General features: G+C 72.5%; 16 protein-coding genes. 12 read left to right on the top strand and 4 right to left on the bottom strand.

Translation table 11 applies throughout. From position 1 onward, the window contains the following. Positions 1-174 precede the first annotated feature (174 nt). The 4 genes from ACIHFE_RS10515 to ACIHFE_RS10500 all read left to right on the top strand — a co-directional run bounded on the left by ACIHFE_RS10515 (position 175) and on the right by ACIHFE_RS10500 (position 4,647). Positions 175-2,727 (top strand): DUF4118 domain-containing protein, encoded by a 2,553-nt coding sequence (locus ACIHFE_RS10515; protein ID WP_400105443.1) that lies wholly within the window; start codon positions 175-177, stop codon positions 2,725-2,727. Between the two features lie 76 nt (positions 2,728-2,803). Continuing rightward, positions 2,804-3,493 (top strand): response regulator, encoded by a 690-nt coding sequence (locus tag ACIHFE_RS10510; RefSeq protein ID WP_400105442.1) that lies wholly within the window; start codon positions 2,804-2,806, stop codon positions 3,491-3,493. 32 nt (positions 3,494-3,525) lie between these two features. After that, positions 3,526-3,924 carry an OB-fold nucleic acid binding domain-containing protein gene (locus ACIHFE_RS10505; protein WP_400105441.1) on the top strand — a complete coding sequence of 133 codons (399 nt, stop codon included), beginning with the start codon at positions 3,526-3,528 and terminating at the stop codon, positions 3,922-3,924. A gap of 3 nt (positions 3,925-3,927) precedes the next feature. Beyond that, entirely contained in the window at positions 3,928-4,647 is a 720-nt protein-coding gene (locus tag ACIHFE_RS10500) for a DUF3159 domain-containing protein (protein WP_400105440.1), read from the top strand. A gap of 61 nt (positions 4,648-4,708) precedes the next feature. Here the strand turns inward: ACIHFE_RS10500 and ACIHFE_RS10495 are convergent, their stop codons facing one another. Both ACIHFE_RS10495 and ACIHFE_RS10490 read right to left on the bottom strand, forming a co-directional pair. Continuing rightward, on the bottom strand, positions 4,709-5,386 hold the full coding sequence (locus tag ACIHFE_RS10495) for a potassium channel family protein (protein ID WP_400105439.1): 678 nt from the start codon (positions 5,384-5,386) through the stop codon (positions 4,709-4,711). Further along, positions 5,383-6,051, bottom strand: coding sequence for a potassium channel family protein (locus tag ACIHFE_RS10490; protein ID WP_400105438.1), 669 nt, complete (start codon positions 6,049-6,051; stop codon positions 5,383-5,385). The genes ACIHFE_RS10495 and ACIHFE_RS10490 overlap by 4 nt, the downstream gene beginning before the upstream one ends. A gap of 343 nt (positions 6,052-6,394) precedes the next feature. Between ACIHFE_RS10490 and ACIHFE_RS10485 the strand changes: the two genes are divergently transcribed. Continuing rightward, positions 6,395-7,576, top strand: a complete 1,182-nt coding sequence (locus tag ACIHFE_RS10485) for an IS701 family transposase (protein WP_400105437.1) — start codon at positions 6,395-6,397, stop codon at positions 7,574-7,576. A gap of 21 nt (positions 7,577-7,597) precedes the next feature. On the opposite strand, the gene ACIHFE_RS10480 is transcribed toward ACIHFE_RS10485, so the two are convergent. After that, entirely contained in the window at positions 7,598-9,529 is a 1,932-nt protein-coding gene (locus tag ACIHFE_RS10480; RefSeq protein ID WP_400105436.1) for a helix-turn-helix domain-containing protein, read from the bottom strand. A 138-nt stretch (positions 9,530-9,667) separates the two neighbouring features. Further along, positions 9,668-10,774, bottom strand: a complete 1,107-nt coding sequence (locus ACIHFE_RS10475) for a transaldolase family protein (protein WP_400105435.1) — start codon at positions 10,772-10,774, stop codon at positions 9,668-9,670. Between the two features lie 432 nt (positions 10,775-11,206). Here ACIHFE_RS10475 and ACIHFE_RS10470 point away from each other — a divergent pair, with 432 nt between their 5' ends. The 7 genes from ACIHFE_RS10470 (at position 11,207) to ACIHFE_RS10440 (ending at position 19,962) form a co-directional block, all read left to right on the top strand. Next, positions 11,207-13,885 (top strand): ATP-binding protein, encoded by a 2,679-nt coding sequence (locus ACIHFE_RS10470; RefSeq protein WP_400105434.1) that lies wholly within the window; start codon positions 11,207-11,209, stop codon positions 13,883-13,885. Positions 13,886-13,914: 29 nt separating this feature from the next. Then, complete coding sequence (locus ACIHFE_RS10465; protein WP_400105592.1) at positions 13,915-14,319, top strand: roadblock/LC7 domain-containing protein; 405 nt, start codon at positions 13,915-13,917, stop codon at positions 14,317-14,319. Next, positions 14,316-14,678, top strand: a complete 363-nt coding sequence (locus ACIHFE_RS10460; RefSeq protein ID WP_400105433.1) for a DUF742 domain-containing protein — start codon at positions 14,316-14,318, stop codon at positions 14,676-14,678. The genes ACIHFE_RS10465 and ACIHFE_RS10460 overlap by 4 nt, the downstream gene beginning before the upstream one ends. Continuing rightward, positions 14,656-15,315, top strand: coding sequence for a GTP-binding protein (locus ACIHFE_RS10455; protein ID WP_400105432.1), 660 nt, complete (start codon positions 14,656-14,658; stop codon positions 15,313-15,315). Before ACIHFE_RS10460 ends, ACIHFE_RS10455 begins: the two co-directional genes overlap by 23 nt. A gap of 8 nt (positions 15,316-15,323) precedes the next feature. Beyond that, positions 15,324-16,727 carry a cytochrome P450 gene (locus ACIHFE_RS10450; protein ID WP_400105591.1) on the top strand — a complete coding sequence of 468 codons (1,404 nt, stop codon included), beginning with the start codon at positions 15,324-15,326 and terminating at the stop codon, positions 16,725-16,727. After that, on the top strand, positions 16,709-17,830 hold the full coding sequence (locus ACIHFE_RS10445) for a cytochrome P450 (protein WP_400105590.1): 1,122 nt from the start codon (positions 16,709-16,711) through the stop codon (positions 17,828-17,830). The genes ACIHFE_RS10450 and ACIHFE_RS10445 overlap by 19 nt, the downstream gene beginning before the upstream one ends. Before the next feature lie 80 nt (positions 17,831-17,910). Further along, entirely contained in the window at positions 17,911-19,962 is a 2,052-nt protein-coding gene (locus ACIHFE_RS10440) for an APC family permease (RefSeq protein ID WP_400105431.1), read from the top strand. Positions 19,963-19,988: the final 26 nt, after the last annotated feature.

The raw sequence follows: 19,988 nt of genomic DNA, 5'->3' as shown, positions 1-19,988 counted from the left end.
GTGTGTATTCGCCCGCCATAAGCGTCAGAGCTGCGTCAATACCCGTCCAGCGATCGCCGGAGGCCCTAAATGTCCAGATCGTCCGCCGTAAGCTCGACCTGCGCGGCAGTGCTGCACCTCAGGACGGAGAACCGCCCCGATCACCGCCGCGGAATCGTGAAAGACAATGGGGCCATGGGACGCGGCAATCTCCGAATCTACCTGGGCGCGGCACCGGGCGTCGGCAAGTCCTACGCCATGCTCTCCGAGGCGCACCGGCGCGTGGAGCGCGGCACCGACCTGGTGGTGGGCTTTATCGAGGCGCACGGCCGGCCGCGTACCGAGGTGATGCTGCACGGCCTGGAGACCGTCCCCCGCAAGGAACTGGTCTACCGGGACAGCGTCTTCACCGAGATGGATGTGGACGCGGTGCTGGAACGCCGCCCCAAGGTCGTCCTGGTCGACGAACTGGCGCACACCAATGTCCCCGGCTCCCGCAACACCAAGCGCTGGCAGGACGTCGAGGAACTGCTGCAGGCCGGCATCGATGTCATCTCCGCCGTCAACATCCAGCACCTGGAGTCGCTGGGCGATGTGGTGGAGTCGATAACGGGCGTCCGCCAGCGCGAGACGGTGCCCGACGAGGTGGTGCGGCGGGCCGACCAGATCGAGCTGGTCGACATGTCCCCGCAGGCCCTGCGCCGCCGGATGGCGCACGGCAACATCTACAAGCCGGACAAGGTCGACGCCGCGCTCTCCAACTACTTCCGGCCCGGCAACCTGACCGCCCTGCGCGAGCTGGCCCTGCTGTGGACCGCCGACCGGGTCGACGAGTACCTGCGCCAGTACCGCACCGACCACGATGTCTCCACCATCTGGCACGCCCGTGAGCGCATCGTGGTGGGCCTCACCGGCGGCCCCGAGGGCCGCACCCTGATCCGGCGCGCGGCCCGGATGGCCGCCAAGGGCTCCGGCAGCGAGATCCTGGCCGTCTATATCGCCCGCAGCGACGGGCTGACCTCCGCCTCCCCCAAGGAACTGGCCGTCCAGCGCACCCTGGTGGAGGACCTGGGCGGTACCTTCCACCACGTCATAGGCGACGATGTGCCCGCCTCGCTGCTGGAGTTCGCCCGGGGCGTCAACGCCACCCAGATCGTGCTGGGCTCCAGCCGCCGCAAGACCTGGCAGTACATCTTCGGCCCCGGCGTCGGCCAGACCGTCGCCCGGGACTCCGGCCCCGACCTGGACGTCCATATCGTCACCCATGACGAGGTGGCCAAGGGCCGGGGCCTGCCAGTGGCCCGTGGCGCCCGGCTGGGCCGCAGCCGCATCCTGGCCGGCTGGCTGGTGGGCGCGGTCGTCCCGGCCCTGCTCACCCTGGTGCTCACCCAGCTGGATGTGAGCCTGGGCCTGGCCAACGAGATGCTGCTGTTCCTGTGCGCCACGGTCGGCGCGGCCCTGCTGGGCGGACTGCTGCCCGCCCTGTTCTCCGCGGCCTTCGGCTCCCTGCTGCTCAACTACTACTTCGTCGAGCCGCTGCACCAGCTCACCATCACCGACCCCAAGAACATCGTCGCCATATCGATCTTCGTCTTTGTGGCGGTCTCGGTGGCCTCGGTGGTGGACCAGGCCGCCCGCCGCACCCACCAGGCCGCCCGGCTGCGCGCCGAGTCGGAGATCCTCTCCTTCCTGGCGGGCAGCGTGCTGCGCGGCGAGACCAGCCTGGACGCCCTGCTGGAACGGGTCCGGGAGACCTTCGCCATGGAGTCGGTGGCCCTGCTGGAGCGCCCCAGCGAGGTGGACCCCTGGAACTGCGTGGCCAGCGTGGTGACCAACTCGGGCAAGCCGCTGCTGCGCCCCGAGGACGCCGATGTGGACATGCCGGTGGGCGACAACATGGCGCTGGCCCTCTCCGGCCGGGTGCTGCCCGCCGAGGACCGCCGGGTGCTGGCCGCCTTCGCCGCCCAGGCGGCCGTGGTGCTGGACCGGCAGCGGCTGGTCGGCGAGGCCGAGCGGGCCCGGCAGCTGGACGAGGGCAACCGCATCCGCACCGCCCTGCTCGCCGCGGTCAGCCATGACCTGCGCACCCCGCTGGCCGGCATCAAGGCCGCGGTCACCTCGCTGCGCTCGGACGACGTGGCCTGGTCCGAGGAGGACGAGGCCGAGCTGCTGGCCGGCATCGAGGAGGGCGCGGACCGGCTGGACCACCTGGTGGGCAACCTGCTGGACATGTCCCGGCTGCAGACCGGCACCGTCACCCCGCTGATCCGCGAGATCGACCTGGACGAGGTGGTCCCGATGGCGCTGGTGGGCGTCCCGGAGGGCAGCGTCACCCTGGATATCCCCGAGTCGCTGCCGATGGTCGCGGTCGACCCCGGCCTGCTGGAGCGCACCGTCGCCAACATCGTGGAGAACGCGGTCAAGTACAGCCCCGACGGCCGTCCCGTGCTGGTCGCCGCCAGCGCGCTGGGCGACCGGGTGGAGGTCCGGGTGGCCGACCGCGGCCCCGGCGTCCCGGACAGCGCCAAGGACCGCATCTTCGAGCCCTTCCAGCGCTACGGCGACGCCCCGCGCGGCGCGGGCGTCGGCCTCGGCCTGGCCGTGGCCCGCGGCTTCGCCGAGGCGATGGGCGGCACCCTGGCCGCCGAGGACACCCCCGGCGGCGGTATGACCATGGTGCTCACCCTGTGCGCCGCCGCCGGGCGGCCGCCGGTGCGTCCCGACCTTCCGGCCGAGCTCACCTCATGAGCGCCGGCCCAGACTTTCCCAGCCGATGTCCCGGGTCCCATGGCGGGGCCCCGAAGAACAACAGAGGTGGTTCCGCATGAACCGGGTGCTCGTGGTGGATGACGAGCCGCAGATCGTCCGTGCCCTGGTGATCAACCTCAAGGCGCGGAAGTACGAGGTCGACGCCGCCCCCGACGGCGCCACCGCCCTCCAGCTCGCCGCCGCCCGCCACCCCGATGTGGTCATCCTCGACCTCGGCCTGCCCGACATGGACGGCGTCGAGGTGATCAAGGGGCTGCGCGGCTGGACCCGGGTGCCGATCCTGGTCCTCTCCGCGCGGCAGACCTCGGACGAGAAGGTGGAGGCGCTGGACGCCGGCGCCGACGACTATGTCACCAAGCCCTTCGGCATGGACGAGCTGCTGGCCCGGCTGCGGGCGGCGGTGCGCCGGGCGGAGCCGACGGGCGCGGCGGCCGCCGGCGACGACGCCACGGTGGAGACCGAGGCGTTCACCGTCGACCTGGCCGCCAAGAAGGTCAACCGCCAGGGCCGGGACGTCCGGCTGACCCCCACCGAGTGGCACCTGCTGGAGGTGCTGGTGCGCAACACCGGCCGTCTGGTCAGCCAGAAGCAGCTGCTGCAGGAGGTCTGGGGCCCGTCCTACGGCACCGAGACCAACTACCTGCGGGTCTATATGGCCCAGCTGCGGCGCAAGCTGGAGCAGGATCCCTCGCACCCCAAGCACTTCATTACCGAGCCGGGGATGGGGTACCGGTTCGAGGTGTGAAGCGGCGGTGGGCGCCCCGGTAGGCTGGATTCATGAGTGCCGTACCCCGTTCCGAGAAGCCGACCGGCCGGTTCCGCCGGATGCTCGACCGGCTGTCCAGCTCGCAGGAGGAGCTGGACGACGCGGAGCTGCAGCAGGACGCGGAAGCGGTGGGCTGCACCAAGATCTGCGATGCCGACGACCGGCAGATAGTGAAGGTCACCGGCACCCTGCGTACGGTCACGCTCCGGCCGCGGGCCGGGGTGCCCGCCCTGGAGGCGGAGCTGTTCGACGGGTCGGCCGCCCTGGACGTGGTCTGGCTGGGGCGCCGCTCCATAGCGGGCATAGAGCCCGGCCGTAAGCTGATCGCCTCCGGCCGGATCGCCATGAGCCGCGGCCGGAGAACGCTTTTCAACCCCCGATACGAACTCCGACCGCTCGGACAGGAGTAGCCGTTGACGTCCCTCGACAAGCCCGCCGAACCCGGCTCCCACGGCGACTCCCGGGCGGCCACCGAAGCCGCCCTGCTGGAAGCCTTCGGCGGGGTGCGCGGCATGGTGGAGACCACCGTGCCGGGCCTGGTGTTCGTGGCCGTCTACACGGCCCATCGTGACCTGCATATCGCCGGGATCGCGGCGCTGGCCCTGTCCCTGGTGCTGGGCGTCGCCCGGCTGCTGCGCAGGGACACCCTCAAGCATGCCTTCAGCGGTGTCTTCGGGGTGGCCTTCGGCGCGGTCTTCGCGATGATGTCCGGTGACGCCAAGAATTTCTATCTGCCGGGCATGCTCTACACCCTGGGCCTGGCGGTGGCGTATATCGTCACCGCGCTGTGCGGGGTGCCGCTGCTGGGCCTGATCCTGGGGCCGATCTTCAAGGAGAACCTCTCCTGGCGCACCCGCAACCCCGGCCGCAAGAAGGCGTACACCAAGGCCAGTTGGGCCTGGGGCCTGATCCTGCTGGCCAAGTCGGCGGTGCTCTTCCCGCTCTACTGGTGGGGCGACGCCACCCAGTTGGGCTGGGTGAAGGTGGCGCTGGGCATCCCGCCCATGCTGCTCTCGGTCTATCTGACCTGGATCTTCCTGGCCAAGGCCCCGCCGCCGATCGATGTGTTCGCGGAGATGGAGGCGGCCGAGGCGGAGGCCAAGGCCAAGGCCGCCGCGGCGCAAGGCGGTTGACGGTATGCGGAAGGGCCCCCGGGAGCACGCTCCCGGGGGCCCTTCCGCATGTCCGGTGCCCTCAGCCCGCGTTCTCCTCGCGGCGCACCGACAGCAGGTCCTCCAGCTGCTCCTCGCGCGCCGGAGCGGCCACGAACAGCAGCTCGTCACCGGCCTCCAGGGCGTCCTCCTTGTTGGGGGTGAGCACCCGGTTGCCGCGGATGATGGTGACCAGGGAGGTGTCCTCGGGCCAGTCCACATCGCCGACCCGGGTGCCGGCCAGCGCCGACTCCGGCGGCAGGGTCAGCTCGACCAGGTTGGCGTCGCCCTGGCTGAAGCGCAGCAGGCGCACCAGGTCACCGACGCTCACCGCCTCCTCGACCAGCGCCGACATCAGGCGCGGGGTGGAGACGGCGACGTCCACGCCCCAGGACTCGTTGAACAGCCACTCGTTCTTGGGGTTGTTCACCCGGGCCACCACCCGCGGCACCCCGTACTCCGTCTTGGCGAGCAGCGAGACCACCAGGTTGACCTTGTCGTCACCGGTGGCGGCGATCACCACATTGCAGCGCTGGAGCGCGGCCTCGTCCAGCGAGGTGATCTCGCAGGCGTCGGCCAGCAGCCACTCGGCCAGCGGCACCCGCTCCACCGAGATGGCCGAGGGGGCCTTGTCGATGAGCAGGACCTCGTGCCCGTTCTCCAGCAGTTCCCCGGCGATGGAGCGGCCGACCGCACCGGCTCCCGCGATAGCGACCCTCATCGGTGACCCTCCTCAGGTCCCTGCGTAAACGCGGCCTCGACCTTCTCGACCTCGTCGGTGCGCATCATCACGTGCACCAGGTCGCCCTCCTGCAGCACCGTGGCGGAGCTCGGCAGCATCGCCTCGCCCAGCCGGGTGAGGAAGGCCACCCGCACCCCGGTCTCGTCCTGGAGCCGGCTGATCTTGTGGCCGACCCAGGCCGGGGAGACCGGGACCTCGGCGAGCTGGACGCCGCCGCTGGGGTCCCGCCACAGGGGTTCGGCCCCGGACGGCAGCAGCCGCCGCAGCATCTGGTCGGCCGTCCAGCGGACGGTGGCCACGGTGGGGATGCCCAGCCGCTGGTAGACCTCGGCACGGCGCGGGTCGTAGATACGGGCGGCCACGTTCTCCACCCCGAACATCTCGCGGGCCACCCGGGCCGCGATGATGTTGGAGTTGTCGCCGCTGCTGACCGCGGCGAAGGCGCCCGCCTCCTCGATGCCGGCCTCGCGCAGGGTGTCCTGGTCGAAGCCGACGCCGGTCACCCGCCGTCCGCCGAATCCGGAGCCCAGGCGGCGGAAAGCCGTCGGGTCCTGATCGATCACCGCGACCGTGTGGCCTTGCTGCTCAAGGGTCTGCGCGAGGGCCGAACCCACGCGTCCGCACCCCATGATCACAATGTGCACGACGTCTGCCCCGTACTCCGGAATTCCGTGTTGACCTGAAAAAGCACGGCACCACCGTATCCGGGCCCGGCTCCGGCCGGGCGCCCAGGCCGCCGACTGGCCGCCGGAGCCATCTGCTACGGAATCTTTAACTCCGCTTAATGGTGACCCCGGATTCCGTCCGGTGGTGGTCCCACCACACCCCCCGCGCCGCCCCGCCCCGGCGCCCCCATGGCCCCGCCGGGCATCTGGTGGCCGGACCACTGGCCACCCGCCGGACGGGGTGGACGGGACACCTGGGCCGCCGGGGCCGCCCGGGAGCACCGTGGTGGTACGACCCAGGCGACCGAGGTGGGGGAAGACGATGAGCGCAGTGGCTCTGCAGGAACGGACCGGGTGGCGGCGGGACACCGCGGACCGGGACGCGGTGCTCGCCGAGCTGAGCGCCACCCTCTTCGCCTCGCTGCCGCGCAGCGACCAACGCAGCCGGGGCGAGACCTATCTGCGCGGGCTGCTGGCCGCCCACGGCCGCAAGTCCATCCGCAATATCGCCGCGCTGGCCGGCGGCCCGGCGGCGGAGCAGAGCCTGCACCACTTCGTCTCCAGCTCCACCTGGGACTGGGGCCCGGTGCGCCGCGCCCTGGCGCACCATCTGGCGAGGATGGCACCGCCCCAGGCATGGGTGGTGCGGCCCATGCTGATCCCCAAGGCCGGGGAGAACTCGGTCGGTGTGGAGCGCCGCTTCAGCCAGGAGGCGGGCCAGGTGGTCAACGCCCAGCAGGCGGTGGGGGTCTGGGCGGCCACCACGGAGCAGGCGGTTCCGGTGAGCTGGCGGCTGCACCTGGGCGAGGCATGGCTGGGCGACCCGCTGCGCAGACGGCAGGCGCTGATCCCGGACACGGTACCGGCCGAGACCGCGGGGGAGTGCGCGGTCCAGGCGTATCTGGGGACGGTGCGCACCTGGGGGCTGCCGGTGCGGCCGGTGGTGCTGGACGCCCGGCGGCCGGACACCCTGGCCGCGCTGCCCCGGCTGCGGGCCGCGGGCGTCCCGGTGCTGGCCCGGGTCGACGGCTCGCTGCGGCTGGCGGCCGGCGAGGGGCCGGCCGGGCGGGCCGGTGAGCTGACGGCACAGCAGGTGCTGGCGACGGCCCGGGACCTGCGGCGCCCGGTGCTCTGGCGCGCCCCCGAGGGCACGGTGCGCGCCCTGCTCACCACGGCGGTACGGGTGGCGCTGCCCGCGCCGGCCGGCCGCGGCCGGGACATGTTGCTGCTGGCGGTGGGGGAGCACGGCGGCCGCTGGCCCGCCGAGCTGTGGCTGACCGATCTGCTGAACGTTCCGCCCGCCGTGCTGGTCCGGCTCAGCCGGCTGATCGGGCGGGTGGACGACGACTTCGAGGGGATCGCCGACCGGGTGGGGATGCGGGACTTCACCGGCCGCTCCTTCGGCGGCTGGCACCGGCACATCACCCTGGCCTCGGCCGCCCACGCGGTGGTCGCGCTGGACCGGGCCCGGCGGCGGACGGCGGAGTTGGACCAGGCCTGCTGAGCGCGGGCCCGCGGTGCCGGCTCAGGGCTGCCGCCCGTCGCCCCGGCCGAGGCCGTCGCGGACCCGCAGCACCCGCAGCGCCAGCTGCACCTCCAGCGCGCGCTCCGGCTCCTGCCAGGCGGCGCCCAGCAGTTCACCGATGCGCTCCAGCCGGCGGGCCACCGTGTTGGCGTGGACATGGAGCCGCTTGGCGGCATTGGTCGGGCTGCCGCCCGCCTCGAAATAGGTCTCCAGGGTGCGGACCAGGTCGGTGAACCGCTGCCGGTCGTAGTCGATCACCGGGCCGATGGCGGCCTCGATAAATCCGTCCACATCGCGGTTGTCCGCCAACAGCACGCCCACAAAGCCCAGTTCGCCCAGCGAGGCGGCGCGCCCGGTGGCGCCCAGCGCGGTCATGGCGTCCAGGCAGCGCAGCGCCTCCGCGAAGCCGTCCCGGACGGCGGACGGATCGCCGGCCGGGCCGGCCGCGCCGACCGTCACCGGATGGCCGAGCAGCGGCCCCAGTTCGGCCAGGACCGCGCGGGCGGCCCGGCCGGGGTCCCGGCCCGGCAGCAGCAGCACCACCGAGCCCTGGTGGGTGCTGTTGAGCCCGCGCATCCGTTGGGCATAGGAGGAGGCCCAGACGGCGGGCCGGCTCCCGGCGTCGCTCTCGGGCCGGGCCACCACCAGGATGTGCTCGCCGTCCAGGTCGACGCCCAGCCGGCGGGCCCGCTGCCGCAGTTCCCCGGCCGGCCGCCGGGTGCCGTCCAGCAGCTCGCCCAGCAGGCTCTCCCGGAGCCGGCCCTCGGTCGCGGCGTCGCGGCGGTTGTCCAGCAGCAGTTGCAGACAGGCCAGTTGGGCGGTCAGCCCGAGGAGTCGCCGGTCGTGCTCGGTCCAGGGCCGCCCGGGCCGCAGCACCAGGGTGCCCAGATGCGCGCCGGCGGCGGCCAGTGGAATGGCCCGGCCGCCATCGTCCAGGGCGACCGGCCGCCCGCCGGCCGGGGCCGTCATGCTGGCCGGGACCACGGTGTCCGGGTCGGGCTCCGGCATCTCCCCGGCCGAGGCCAGCACGGTGCCGTCCGGCCCGAGGATCCGTACCGCGGCGGCCAGTTCCCGCCCGGCCGCCTGGGCCAGGGCGTCCAGGTCCCCCTCGTCCAGCAGCAGCTGGACCAGCCGGTGGTGGGTCTCGCCGGTGTCCCGGGCGCCGCGTATCCCGGCCTCATAGCCCTCGGTGCGGCCGCGCAGCTCGGCGATCAGCGCCGCGTTGTGCTCCAGTACCCGCACCTGTTCCAGGGTGACGCTCACCAGGTCGGCGAAGGTGCTCATCAGCGCCACCTCCTCGGTGGTGAAGTGACGCACGGTGCGGTCGCCGACATAGAGGGTGCCCACCGGGCGGGCGCCCCGGGACAGCGGTACGGCCAGGATGGCCCGCAGCTGTTCGGCCTTGACCACCCCGTCGATGTCCGGGCTGTGGTGGATACGCTCGTCGGGGAGGTAGTCGGGGGTCCAGAACGGGGCGGGGTTGTCGCTGCGGGTGGTGGCGGAGCCCAGGCCGGTGCCGGGGTCGACCCGCAGCCCGATGTTGCGGTCGGTGGTGTGGCCGTCCGAGGCCCGGATGATGGGACAGCCCGCCTCTTCGTCGAACAGGCCGATCCAGGCCATGTCCGCGGAGAGCAGTATCCGGGCCCGGCGCAGGATGACCTTCAGCCGGGTGCTCATGTCCTGGGGAACGGACAGGTCGAAGCCGGCCTCGAACAGGGCGGCCAGGTTGGCCTCGCGCTGCTGCTGGGCCTCGGTCTGCGCCCGGATGGACAGCCCCAGCCGGGTGGCGCGCTCCAGCGCGGCCAGTTCCTGGGGTGACGCTCCGGCCAGCCGCCGCTCTTCCAGCAGGGCCGGGAACCGGTGGGAGGGTGCGCCGCCGTCCAGCATGTCCAGCACGGTGAACACGGCGGATTCGGCTCCACTGAGCGGCACGGTCTCTCTCCTGCTTCTTCCTGACCCCGGTTTGTCCCGTTACTGCGCTTCGGTCCCTGCTGGAGCGGCGATCGCACAAGTTATGTCAGGTGCGGGAGTGCTGCAAGTGGCTGGGAGGGGCTGCCGATGCGCGGCTGGTCAGTCTAGTTGGCCGGTCGCCGCGGACCGTAACTCCCGCCAGTGGGCCTCCAGTTGTGCCAGGCTCTGGCACTGCAGCCGCCGGGCGGCCGCCTCGGTGCAGCAGCCCAGGTGCTGCAGCCGGTCCAGCGTCGCCCGCGCCTGGGGGTGGGCACCGGTCAGGGAGTCGCCGCGCAGCCGGCCGAGGTCCGGGCCCGCCGCCAGCGCCTCGGCCGGCAGGGCGGCCGCGGTGCCCCAGGCGACCAGGCCGGGCAACTGCCGGGCGGCGGCCGGGGCGTCCAGCTGCCACATGGGCCGGGGCGGGCGGGCCCCGGCGGCCGTCAGCCGCCGCCAGCGGTCACCGCCCAGCCGCTGCTCGTACAGCCGGTAGGCCAGCCGGGCCAGGGCCGTGGCGGCGGTGCCGCGCAGGGCCAGCGCCCGCTCGGTGCCCAGGGCGGTCAGCCGGGCGTCGGCCGCCGCCTCCACCCGGCCCACGGACAGCGAGGTCACCGCGGCGACCGAGGACAGCCCCAGGTCCGCCGCCAGGGCGCGCTCCAGCCCCTCGAAGTAGGCGTCCAGCACCTGGCCGTAGCGGTGCACCGAGTAGATCTCGGTGATATGGACCCCGATGCCCCGGCCCAGGCAGGCGGCGATGGCCGCCAGGCCCTGCTCGGTGGCCGGGATCTTCACCAGGGCGTTGTCCCGGCAGGCCGCCCGGTGCAGCTGCTCGGCGGCGGTCACGGTGGCCCGGGCGTGGTGCGCCAGCGCCGGGTCGAGGTCCATCGAGACCAGGCCGTCCAGCCCCCGGGTGGACTCGAACACCGGCCACAGCTCGTCACAGGCGGACCGCAGGTCATAGGCGCACACCGCGGCCACCGCCCGCTCCGGGGAGACCGAGCGGCGCGCCATATGGGAGAGCTGCTCCCGGCAGGCCGGGTCCCCGGCCATGTCGGCGGCCAGGGCGCGCGGGTGGGAGGTGGCGCCGCGCAGCCCGTTCTCGCTCACCAGGCGGGCCAGCAGTCCGGAGGAGAGCCGTGACCGGGACAGGCCCTCCAGCCAGGGCGAGACCCCCTCGGCGAGCAGGGCGCCCAGCGGCCCGCCGGGAGGCTGGGGGAGTTGCTCGGCCATGGCGGCGCTGCCCTCTCTTCTTGTGGCCGGGACGGTCTTGGCCGCCTGGCCGGGTCGGCTCCGGGCGACCGTAGAGAGCCCTTCGCCCCGCCGTCCAGCGGACCGTCCATAGAGCGTCAATTCACCGCCCCTTCATGCCATTTGTCGGCATTTATGGCGCTGGGCCATGACGGCCGCGCGCTCCACCCGCCGCCTTGGCCGGATTTCATCGCCCGCCCTCCGGGCGACCAGGGCAACCGGCATTCGCGAAGTGCGGACCCGGTATTGCGCAAGCGCGGTTTCGGGCATTCCGCTGTTTGCCAATGGAGACGGAGGCGGAACACTCGGTCACGGGCGTGGTTAGATGATCCGCGTATTCCGCTTTTGGACGGGACGTCAGGACGCCGTAACCTGTCCCGCCGCCCGCATGCCCCCACGGTCCAAGAGGAATTGATGTCACATCACATACCGGAGGCGGTGACGTGGTGCCTGGCCGTCGCCCTGGCCGCGGTGGCGGTGCTGCTGATCCGCCAGCGCCGTATCACCACGGCGGTACGCGCCCGGGTCGCGGCCCTGGAGGAGAACGTACAGGCCCGTGATGACGAGGCGGCCCGGCTGGTGACGGTCCGGCTGCCGTCCGTGGCGGACTCCGTGCACAAGGCCGCGCCGCTGCCGGGCCTGCAGGACGAGCGCCTCACCGGCACCGAATTCGCCCAGAGCCTCCAGTCGGTGATGGAACTCTTCGCCCGGGCCGTGGACAAGGCGCAGGAACGCGTCGACCAGTCCGCCAAGGCCGCGCTCAAGGCGTCCATGCGGGCCCTGCAGGGGCTGGCCCATGAACAGCAGCTGGCCATCTCGCGGATGCAGGAACGTCACGACAACCCCGACGTGCTGCAGGACCTGTTGGAGATCGACCACGCCAACTCCCAGTTCGGGCGCCGGGCGCAGGCCATCGCGGTGCTCTGCGGCTCCTGGCCCGGGCGGCAGCGCGTCTCCTCCCAGCTGACCGATGTGGTACGCGGCGCGACCTCACGGATCCGCGACTACCGCCGGGTGCGGGTGCGGGGCCACGGTGAACTGGCCGTGGTCAGCCGCGCGGTGGAGCCCGTGGTGCTCGCCGTGGCCGAGCTCCTCGACAACGCGGCCCGGCACTCCCAGCCCAACACCGCTGTCGAGGTCAGCCTGCAGCCGGTGCACAACGGGGCGTGTGTGGTCATCGACGACGCCGGCATCGGCATGGACGGCCAGGAACTCCAGCGGGCCGCCGCCCTGCTGGCCGGCCGCCGCGCCGTGGACGTCTCCCGCCTGGGCGACCCCCCGCAGTTCGGCTTCCCCGTCATCGGGGTGCTCGCTACCCGCTACGGCTTCAGCGTCTCGGTGGACACCAGCTCGCCCTACGGCGGAGTCCGGGCCGTGCTGTTCCTGCCCAGCGCCCTGCTGGTCAATCCGGACCTGGACGGCCCCAGCACCACACCACTGGCCGCCCCGTCCCGGGCCGGCGCCGCCGAATCCGCTCCCTACCCGCCCGCGCGCCACCGGGACGACACGGGGTACCCCGCCGTCCCCTCCCACCCGGATGACGCCCGGTACGACGCCCCCGTCACGCCGGCCACCCCCGCCGCCCAGCCGCCGCAGAACCCCACCGGAACCACCGCCGGCGGCCTGCCCAAGCGCCGCCGCCGGCAGCCCGCCCGTCAGGCCCCGCGCCCACAGACCGCCCAGCCGCTGCCGCCCGAGGCCACCCCCCAGCGCACCCCCGAGGAGACCGCCCGCCGCATGGGCGCCTTCGCCCGGGGCACCCGCGCGGGCCGGACCCCGGCCTACGGCACGCCCACCACCGACGGCACGCCGGCTCCGCCCGGAGCTCCCGTCACCGCCGGCAACGGCCGCGAAGCCACCGACTCCACCGCGCCCCACACGCCGGCCTCGGATGCCGCCCTCCACGCCCCCGCCACCACGGACAACTCCGGCGGCCCGGCCCCCGACCCCTGGCAGACCGCCGGCCAACGGTCCGCGACGGCCCCGGAGTCACCGGAAGACGCCGCCGACCGGACCACCGCCGCCGGCGAACCCGCCACGCCCGGCCGGCAGGCACCAACGACCTTCAACACCTCGGACATTGCGGGCGGCCCGGCCATTTCCAGCGGCCCTGGTCGCCCGTCCGCCGGCCCGCGTACCCCAGGCTTCCCCGGCATGCCCGGCCTCGCGGGCGGCTCGGACGCCGCACCCGACGCCTTACACGCTCCAGGAAGCCCGGCAGGCACCGGTGCCGAGGACACCTCCGGCAGCCCGGTCGCTGCCGGATCGCCTGATGGCGCGTCCGCCGGTCATGGGCAGGCGGTGCCCGGTCCACAGGCATCAAGCCGCCCTGGACATCCGGGCGTTGACTCCCACAGGCCCGGGCGGCCCGGCCCGGCCGCTTCCGGCGTACCCGGTGATGCGCCCGCTGCCCCGCGCCGTGCTCCTGGTCCGTATGCCGTAACTCCGCCCGGTGTGCCGGGTGTTGCGGGCGGTCCGGAAGCCGGGTCGGGCGGGTTCCCCGCTCCGGGTGTCCCGGCTGACCCCAGCGCCGGAGGCAACGGCGGCGGCCCGGCCGCTTCCGGTGTACCCGGTGATGCGTCCGCTGCCCCGCGCCGTGCTCCTGGTCCGTATGCCGTAACTCCGCCCGGTGTGCCGGGTGTTGCGGGCGGCTCGGAAGCCGGGTCGGGCGGATTCCCCGCTCCGGGTGTCCCCGCTGACCCCAGCGCCGGAGGCAACGCAGGCAGCCCCGCCGCTCCCGGTGCCGCGCCCGCCGGCCCGCGCCGTGCCCCCGGTCCGCAGGCCCGGACATCCCCCGCCGCGCCGGCCAGCCCCGAGGCGGACGGTGTACCCGGCGGCGCACCCGCCGCCCCCTGGCGCACCCCGGGCCCGCAGGCCCCAACCGTCCTAGGGGATCGGGGACTTATGGGCACCCCGGGTGCAGACGCCCGCGGAAGCGGAACCGGTATGCCCGGCAGCCCGGCCGCCGCCGGTACGGACGGCGTCCCCCGGCGCACCCCCGGCGGCCGGCACGCTGCCGGGAACACGGAATTCCACCCCCCTCGCCACGCCCGCAGAGAACGCAGAGAAGACGAAGGGAACACCCGCTCGTGAACGACCACATCAACCAAGAGCTTGCCTGGATGCTCGACGAGGTCGTGAAGATACCCGAGGCCCGGCACGCCATCCTGCTCTCCGCGGACGGGATGCTGCGCGCGCACTCCGAGGGGATCGACCGGGACGAGGCCGAACGGCAGGCGGCCGCGCTGTCCGGTCTGCAGTCCATCAGCCGGTCCACCGCCGACTTCTGTACCCACCCGGCGCGCACGGAGACGCCCTGGCAGCAGACGCTGATCGAGTTCGCGCATGGCTATGTCTTCCTGATCGCGGCCGGGCCGGGCGCCTACCTGGCCGTGTCGGCCACCGAGAACGTGGACATGGAGGCCGTCACCTACCGGATGCAGAAGACCGTCGACCGGCTGGGCAAGGAACTGGTCAGCCCGCCGCGGCAGGGCACGGAGTGGCAGGGACCGGGCAGTCCGGCATGACCCCGGCGACGCCGAGGCGCGAACAGGGTCTCGTCCGGCCGTATGTCGTCACCGACGGCCGCGCCCATCCGACACGCAACACCTTTGATCTGGTCACCCTGGTCATGGCGTACGGCGACCGGCCGCTGGACGGGCTCAGCCCGGAGAAGCGGCGGCTGATGGAACTCTGCCTCGGCGGCGCCCTCTCGGTGGCCGAGATCGCCGGCCACCTCGCGCTGCCCGTCAGCGTCACCAAGGTGCTGCTCGGCGATCTCGTGGACAGCGGCCACCTGATGACCAGGGCCCCCATCCCCTCGGCACAGCTGCCCGAGGCCCAGATCCTGCAGGAGGTGCTCGATGGACTCCGCGCTCGTCTGTGACGGCGACAGCGGTGTCGCCGGCAGTGGTGTCGCCGGCAGTGGTGTCGACAGCGGCGTCGGCGGCGACGGCGGCGTCTATGTACGGCAGAGCGTGCGGACCGCCGCCAAGGTGCTGGTCGTCGGCCACTTCGCGGTCGGCAAGACCACTTTCGTCGGCGCGCTGTCGGAGATCCGCCCGCTGCGCACCGAGGAGACCATGACCCAGGCGGGCGCGCACCTCGACGACCTGTCCGGGATCGAGGGCAAGACCACCACCACGGTCGCCATGGACTTCGGCCGGATCACGCTCAGCGACAGCCTGGTGCTCTACCTCTTCGGCGCGCCCGGCCAGCAGCGCTTCACCCGGCTGTGGCGGGACATGACCCAGGGCGCGCTGGGTGCCCTGGTGCTCGCCGACACCCGGCGGCTGGAGCAGTCCTTCGATGTGATGGGCCTGCTGGAGGAGCACGGCCTGCCCTACGCGGTGGCCGTCAACCACTTCGACGGCGCCCCGCTCTTCCCCGAGGAGGAGATCCGCGAGGCACTGGACCTGCTCCCGGAGACGCCTTTGGTCACCTGTGACGCCAGGGACCGGATCTCGGCCACCAAGGCCCTGATCACGCTGGTGGAACATCTGATGACCCGGGAGACCGTGTGACCGACCGCATGGGCTGTCCCGCCCACCGGGGCGCCGTCCCGCTGCACGGACCGGAGTTCGCCGCCGACCCGCACGCCGTCTACCGCGGCCTGCGCGCCCAAGGCCCGCTCGCTCCGGTGGAGTTGGCGCCGGGGGCGTACGCCACCCTGGTCACCGACTACCGGGCCGCCCTCGAAGTCCTGCGCAGCCCGGAGAAGTTCGGCAAGGACGCCCGCCGCTGGCGCGCCCTTGCCGAGGGGCGGGTGGCCCCGGACAATCCGGTGGTGCCGATGATGGCCTACCGCCCCAACTGCCTGTTCAGCGATGGCGAGGAACACCGCCGGCTGCGCCAGGCGGTCACCGACAGCCTGGACCGCATCGACCCCAACTCGCTGCGCGGCTATGTGGAACGCAGCGCGGACACCCTGATCGACCGGTTCGCCGGCCAGGGCGAGGCCGACCTGCTGGGCGGCTACGCCAAGCAGTTGCCGCTACTGGTGTTCAACCAGCTCTTCGGCTGCCCGCCCGCCCTGGGCGACCGGCTGGTGGAGGGCTTCTCCGCCATCTTCGACGGCATCGACGCCGAGCGGGCCAACGCCCTGATCACCATCAGCCTCGGCGAACTCATCAGCCTCAAAAGGGCCCAGCCGGGCGCGGACATGGTCTCCTGGCTGATGGCCCACCCCGCCCAGCTCACCGACGAGGAGATGATCCACCAGCTGGTCGTCGTCATGGGCGCCGGCACCGAACCCCAGCAGAACCTGATCGCCAACGCGCTGCGCCTGCTGCTCTCCGACGACCGCTTCGCCGGCGACCTGGCCGGCGGCAGCATGCCGGTCGAGGACGCCCTGGACGAAGTGCTCTGGGTGGACCCGCCGATGGCCAACTACGCGGTCCACTACCCGCTGGAGGACATGGACTTCGCGGGTGCCCGGCTGGCCGCCGGCGAACCGCTGGTGATCAGCTTCGCCGCCGCCAACACCGACCCCGCCCTGCACTCCGGCCGGCGCACCGGCAACCGCGCCCACCTCGCCTGGAGCGCCGGGCCGCACCACTGCCCGGCCAAGGACCCCGCCCGGCTGATCGCCGCCGTGGCGGTGGAACGGCTGCTGGACCGGCTGCCCGACATGGAGCTGGCCGTGCCCGCCGCCCGGCTGGTCTGGCGCCCCGGCCCCTTCCACCGCGCCCTGACCGCCCTGCCCGTCCGCTTCCCCCCGGTGACCGCGCCCGTACCACCGCCACACCGTCAGACGCCGGCACAGGCACCGCCCCAGGCATCCGCAACCTCTGGAGAGAACCGATGGAAAGCCGCCCCGACGCCGTACGGATCGATCCCACCGGCCGCGACATCCACGGCGAGGCCGCCCGCCTCCGCGAGCGCGGCGCGGCGACGCCCGTGGAACTCCCTGGCGGCGTGGTGGCATGGGCGATAACCACCCAGCCGCTGCTCAGAAAGCTGCTGACCGACCCGCGTGTCTCCAAGGACCCCCGGCAGCACTGGCCCCGCTGGATCAACGGCGAGATCTCCCCGGAGTGGCCGCTGTTCACCTGGGTCGCGGTGCGCAATATGTTCACCGCCTACGGCGGTGACCACCGGCGGCTGCGCTCCCTGGTGGCCAAGGCGTTCACCGCCCGCCGCACCGCCGCGCTGCGCCCGCGCATCGAGGAGCTGGCCGCCGGGCTGCTGGACTCGCTGGCCGCCGAGCCCGCCGGGGCCGTGGTGGACCTCCGGGAGCGCTATGCCTACCCCATCCCCATCCAGGTGATCTGCGAACTCTTCGGCCTCCGGGACGAGGAACTGTGCGAGCGGCTGCGCCGCTGTGTGGACTCGCTGTTCCACACCTCCGCCGACCCCGAGGAGGTCACCACCACCTACGCCGAGCTCTATGAGCTGCTCGGCGCCCTGATCGCGGACAAGCGGCGGCACCCCGCCGACGACATGACCTCCGCCCTGATCGCCGCCCGGGACGACGAGGGCGACACCGCGCTCACTGAGCAGGAGCTGGCCGACACCCTGCTGCTGGTGATCAGCGCCGGGCATGAGACCACCGTCAACCTGCTGGACAACGCCATCCACGCGCTGCTCACCCATCCCGGGCAGCTCGCCCTGGTGCGGGCCGGAGAGGCCGGCTGGGACGACGTCATAGAGGAGGCGCTGCGCTTCCAGGCCCCGGTGGCCAGCCTGCCGCTGCGCTACGTGGTGGAGGACATCGAACTCGACGGCGGGGTCACCCTGCGCAAGGGCGACGCCATCCTCGCCGCCTACGCGGCCGCCGGCCGCGACCCCGGACTGCACGGGCCGCACCCCGAGCGCTTCGATGTGAACCGTGTCACCAAGGACCACCTGGCCTTTGGACACGGTGTGCACTTCTGCCTGGGCGCCCCGCTGGCCCGGCTGGAGGCCGCCGTGGCGCTGCCCGCCCTGTTCGCCCGCTTCCCCGAACTGGCCCTGGCGGTGGACCCCGGGGAACTGGAGCCGGTGGACTCCTTCATCTCCAACGGGCACCGCACGCTGCCCGTCCGGCTGCACGGCTGAGGTCCGGACGCGTACCCGTTCGACCCCGCCGGTGGTGGCGGGTACGCGTGTTCCATACGGAACCCTTACGATCCTCTGTTGTGTCCAAACTGACCGACCTCCCGAAACGGATCCTCATCGGGCGGGCGCTGCGCAGCGACCGACTTGGTGAGACCCTTCTCTCCAAGCGCATCGCGCTCCCCGTCTTCGCATCCGACCCGCTCTCTTCCGTGGCGTACGCGCCCGGTGAGGTGCTGCTCGTCCTGTCCGTGGCGGGGGTGTCGGCCTACCACTACAGCCTGTGGATCACCCTGGCCATCGTGGCCCTGATGATCACGGTCGTCGCCTCCTACCGGCAGACCGTGCACGCCTACCCCAATGGCGGTGGCGCCTATGAGGTGGCCACCGTCAACCTCGGCCGCCGCGCCGGGCTCTCGGTGGCCAGCGCCCTGCTCGTCGACTATGTCCTGACCGTCGCGGTGTCCGTGGCCTCCGGTGTGGAGAACCTCGGCTCGGCGATGCCCTGGGCCGTCCAGCACAAGGTGTTTGTGGCGCTGGTCATCATCGCCCTGCTGATGCTGATGAACCTGCGCGGCGTCAAGGAGTCCGGCACCCTCTTCGCCATCCCCACCTACGCCTTTGTGGGCGGCGTGCTGCTGATGGTGGCCTGGGGCGGCGTCCGCGGCCTGGCCTTCGGCGATGTGATGCGCGCCCCCACCGCCGACTACAAGATCACCGCGGAGCACGCCGGACTGGCCGGGCTCGCCCTGGTCTTCCTGCTGCTGCGCGCCTTCTCCTCCGGCTGTGCCGCGCTCACCGGCGTGGAGGCGATCAGCAACGGCGTGCCCGCCTTCCGCAAGCCCAAGAGCAAGAACGCCGCCGCCACCCTCTCCCTGATGGGTGTGCTGGCGGTCACCATGTTCATCGGCATCATGATCCTGGCCATGACCACCAAGGTGAAGATGGCCGAGAACCCGGCCACCGACCTGCTGATCAACGGCAAGCCGGCCGGCGCGAGCTACAACCAGGACCCGGTGATCGCCCAGGTCGCCGACGCGGTCTTCGGCCATGGCTCGTTCCTCTTTGTCTTCCTGGCCGCCGCCACCGCCCTGGTGCTCTTCCTGGCCGCCAACACCGCCTACAACGGCTTCCCGGTGCTGGGCTCGATCCTCGCGCAGGACCGTTTCCTCCCGCGCCAGCTGCACACCCGCGGCGACCGCCTGGCCTTCTCCAACGGCATTGTGCTGCTGGCCCTGCTGGCCGGCGCCCTGGTCTATGCCTTCGGAGCGGACTCCACCAAGCTGATCCAGCTGTACATCGTGGGCGTCTTTGTGTCGTTCACCTTCAGCCAGGGCGGCATGGTCAAGCACTGGAACCGCCACCTGGCCAACGAGACCGACAAGGCCGCCCGCCTCAAGATGCACCGCGCCCGGTTCATCAACGCCTTCGGCATGGTGTTCTCGGTGCTGGTCCTGATCATCGTGCTGCTCACCAAGTTCACCCATGGCGCCTGGCTGGCCGTGCTGGGCATGGTCGGCTGGTACACCGTGATGACCTTCATCCGGCGCCACTACGACCGGGTGGCCGAGGAGATCGCCGCCGAGGAGGGCGAGGCGGACGACACCGTGCGCCCCTCCCGGGTGCACAACATCGTCCTGGTCTCCAAGGTCCACAAGCCCACCCTGCGCGCCCTGTCCTACGCCAAGCTGATGCGCTCCTCCGGACCGGTGGAGGCGCTGAGCATCAATGTGGACCCGGTGGAGACCAAGGCGCTGCAGCAGGAGTGGGAGCGGCATGGCATCGATGTGCCGCTGAAGGTGCTGGACTCGCCCTACCGCGAGATCACCCGGCCGATCATCGACTACGTCAAGAGCCTCCGCAAGGAGAGCCCGCGGGACGCGGTGAGCGTCTACATCCCGGAGTATGTGGTCGGCCACTGGTACGAGCACCTGCTGCACAACCAGAGCGCCCTGCGCCTGAAGGGCCGTCTGCTGTTCACCCCCGGCGTGATGGTCACCTCCGTCCCCTGGCAGCTGGACTCCTCGGAGGCGGCCCGCCGCCGGGCCCGTAAGCGTGCCGAGTGGAACGCGCCGGGTTCGGTGCGCCGCGGTCCGGTGACGCAGCCCAAGAAGGAGAAGGCGGCCAAGAAGTAGTCGCCGACGGGGTGGGGGCCGGTCCG

Origin of the sequence: Streptomyces sp. NPDC052396 (genome assembly GCF_044593195.1) — a bacterium.
GTDB lineage: Bacteria > Actinomycetota > Actinomycetes > Streptomycetales > Streptomycetaceae > Streptomyces.
The sequence above is the reverse complement of the archived record's forward strand: the minus strand, read 5'-3'. Positions and strand labels throughout refer to the sequence as shown.

Coding starts and splice junctions, on each gene's coding strand:
- ACIHFE_RS10460 (WP_400105433.1), top strand. CDS start 14,316: ATGACCCCGGCGACGCCGAGGCGCGAACAGGGTCTCGTCCGGCCGTAT.
- ACIHFE_RS10485 (WP_400105437.1), top strand. CDS start 6,395: ATGAGCGCAGTGGCTCTGCAGGAACGGACCGGGTGGCGGCGGGACACC.
- ACIHFE_RS10475 (WP_400105435.1), bottom strand. CDS start 10,774: ATGGCCGAGCAACTCCCCCAGCCTCCCGGCGGGCCGCTGGGCGCCCTG.
- ACIHFE_RS10495 (WP_400105439.1), bottom strand. CDS start 5,386: ATGAGGGTCGCTATCGCGGGAGCCGGTGCGGTCGGCCGCTCCATCGCC.
- ACIHFE_RS10515 (WP_400105443.1), top strand. CDS start 175: ATGGGACGCGGCAATCTCCGAATCTACCTGGGCGCGGCACCGGGCGTC.
- ACIHFE_RS10450 (WP_400105591.1), top strand. CDS start 15,324: ATGGGCTGTCCCGCCCACCGGGGCGCCGTCCCGCTGCACGGACCGGAG.
- ACIHFE_RS10470 (WP_400105434.1), top strand. CDS start 11,207: ATGTCACATCACATACCGGAGGCGGTGACGTGGTGCCTGGCCGTCGCC.
- ACIHFE_RS10455 (WP_400105432.1), top strand. CDS start 14,656: ATGGACTCCGCGCTCGTCTGTGACGGCGACAGCGGTGTCGCCGGCAGT.
- ACIHFE_RS10505 (WP_400105441.1), top strand. CDS start 3,526: ATGAGTGCCGTACCCCGTTCCGAGAAGCCGACCGGCCGGTTCCGCCGG.
- ACIHFE_RS10510 (WP_400105442.1), top strand. CDS start 2,804: ATGAACCGGGTGCTCGTGGTGGATGACGAGCCGCAGATCGTCCGTGCC.
- ACIHFE_RS10465 (WP_400105592.1), top strand. CDS start 13,915: ATGCTCGACGAGGTCGTGAAGATACCCGAGGCCCGGCACGCCATCCTG.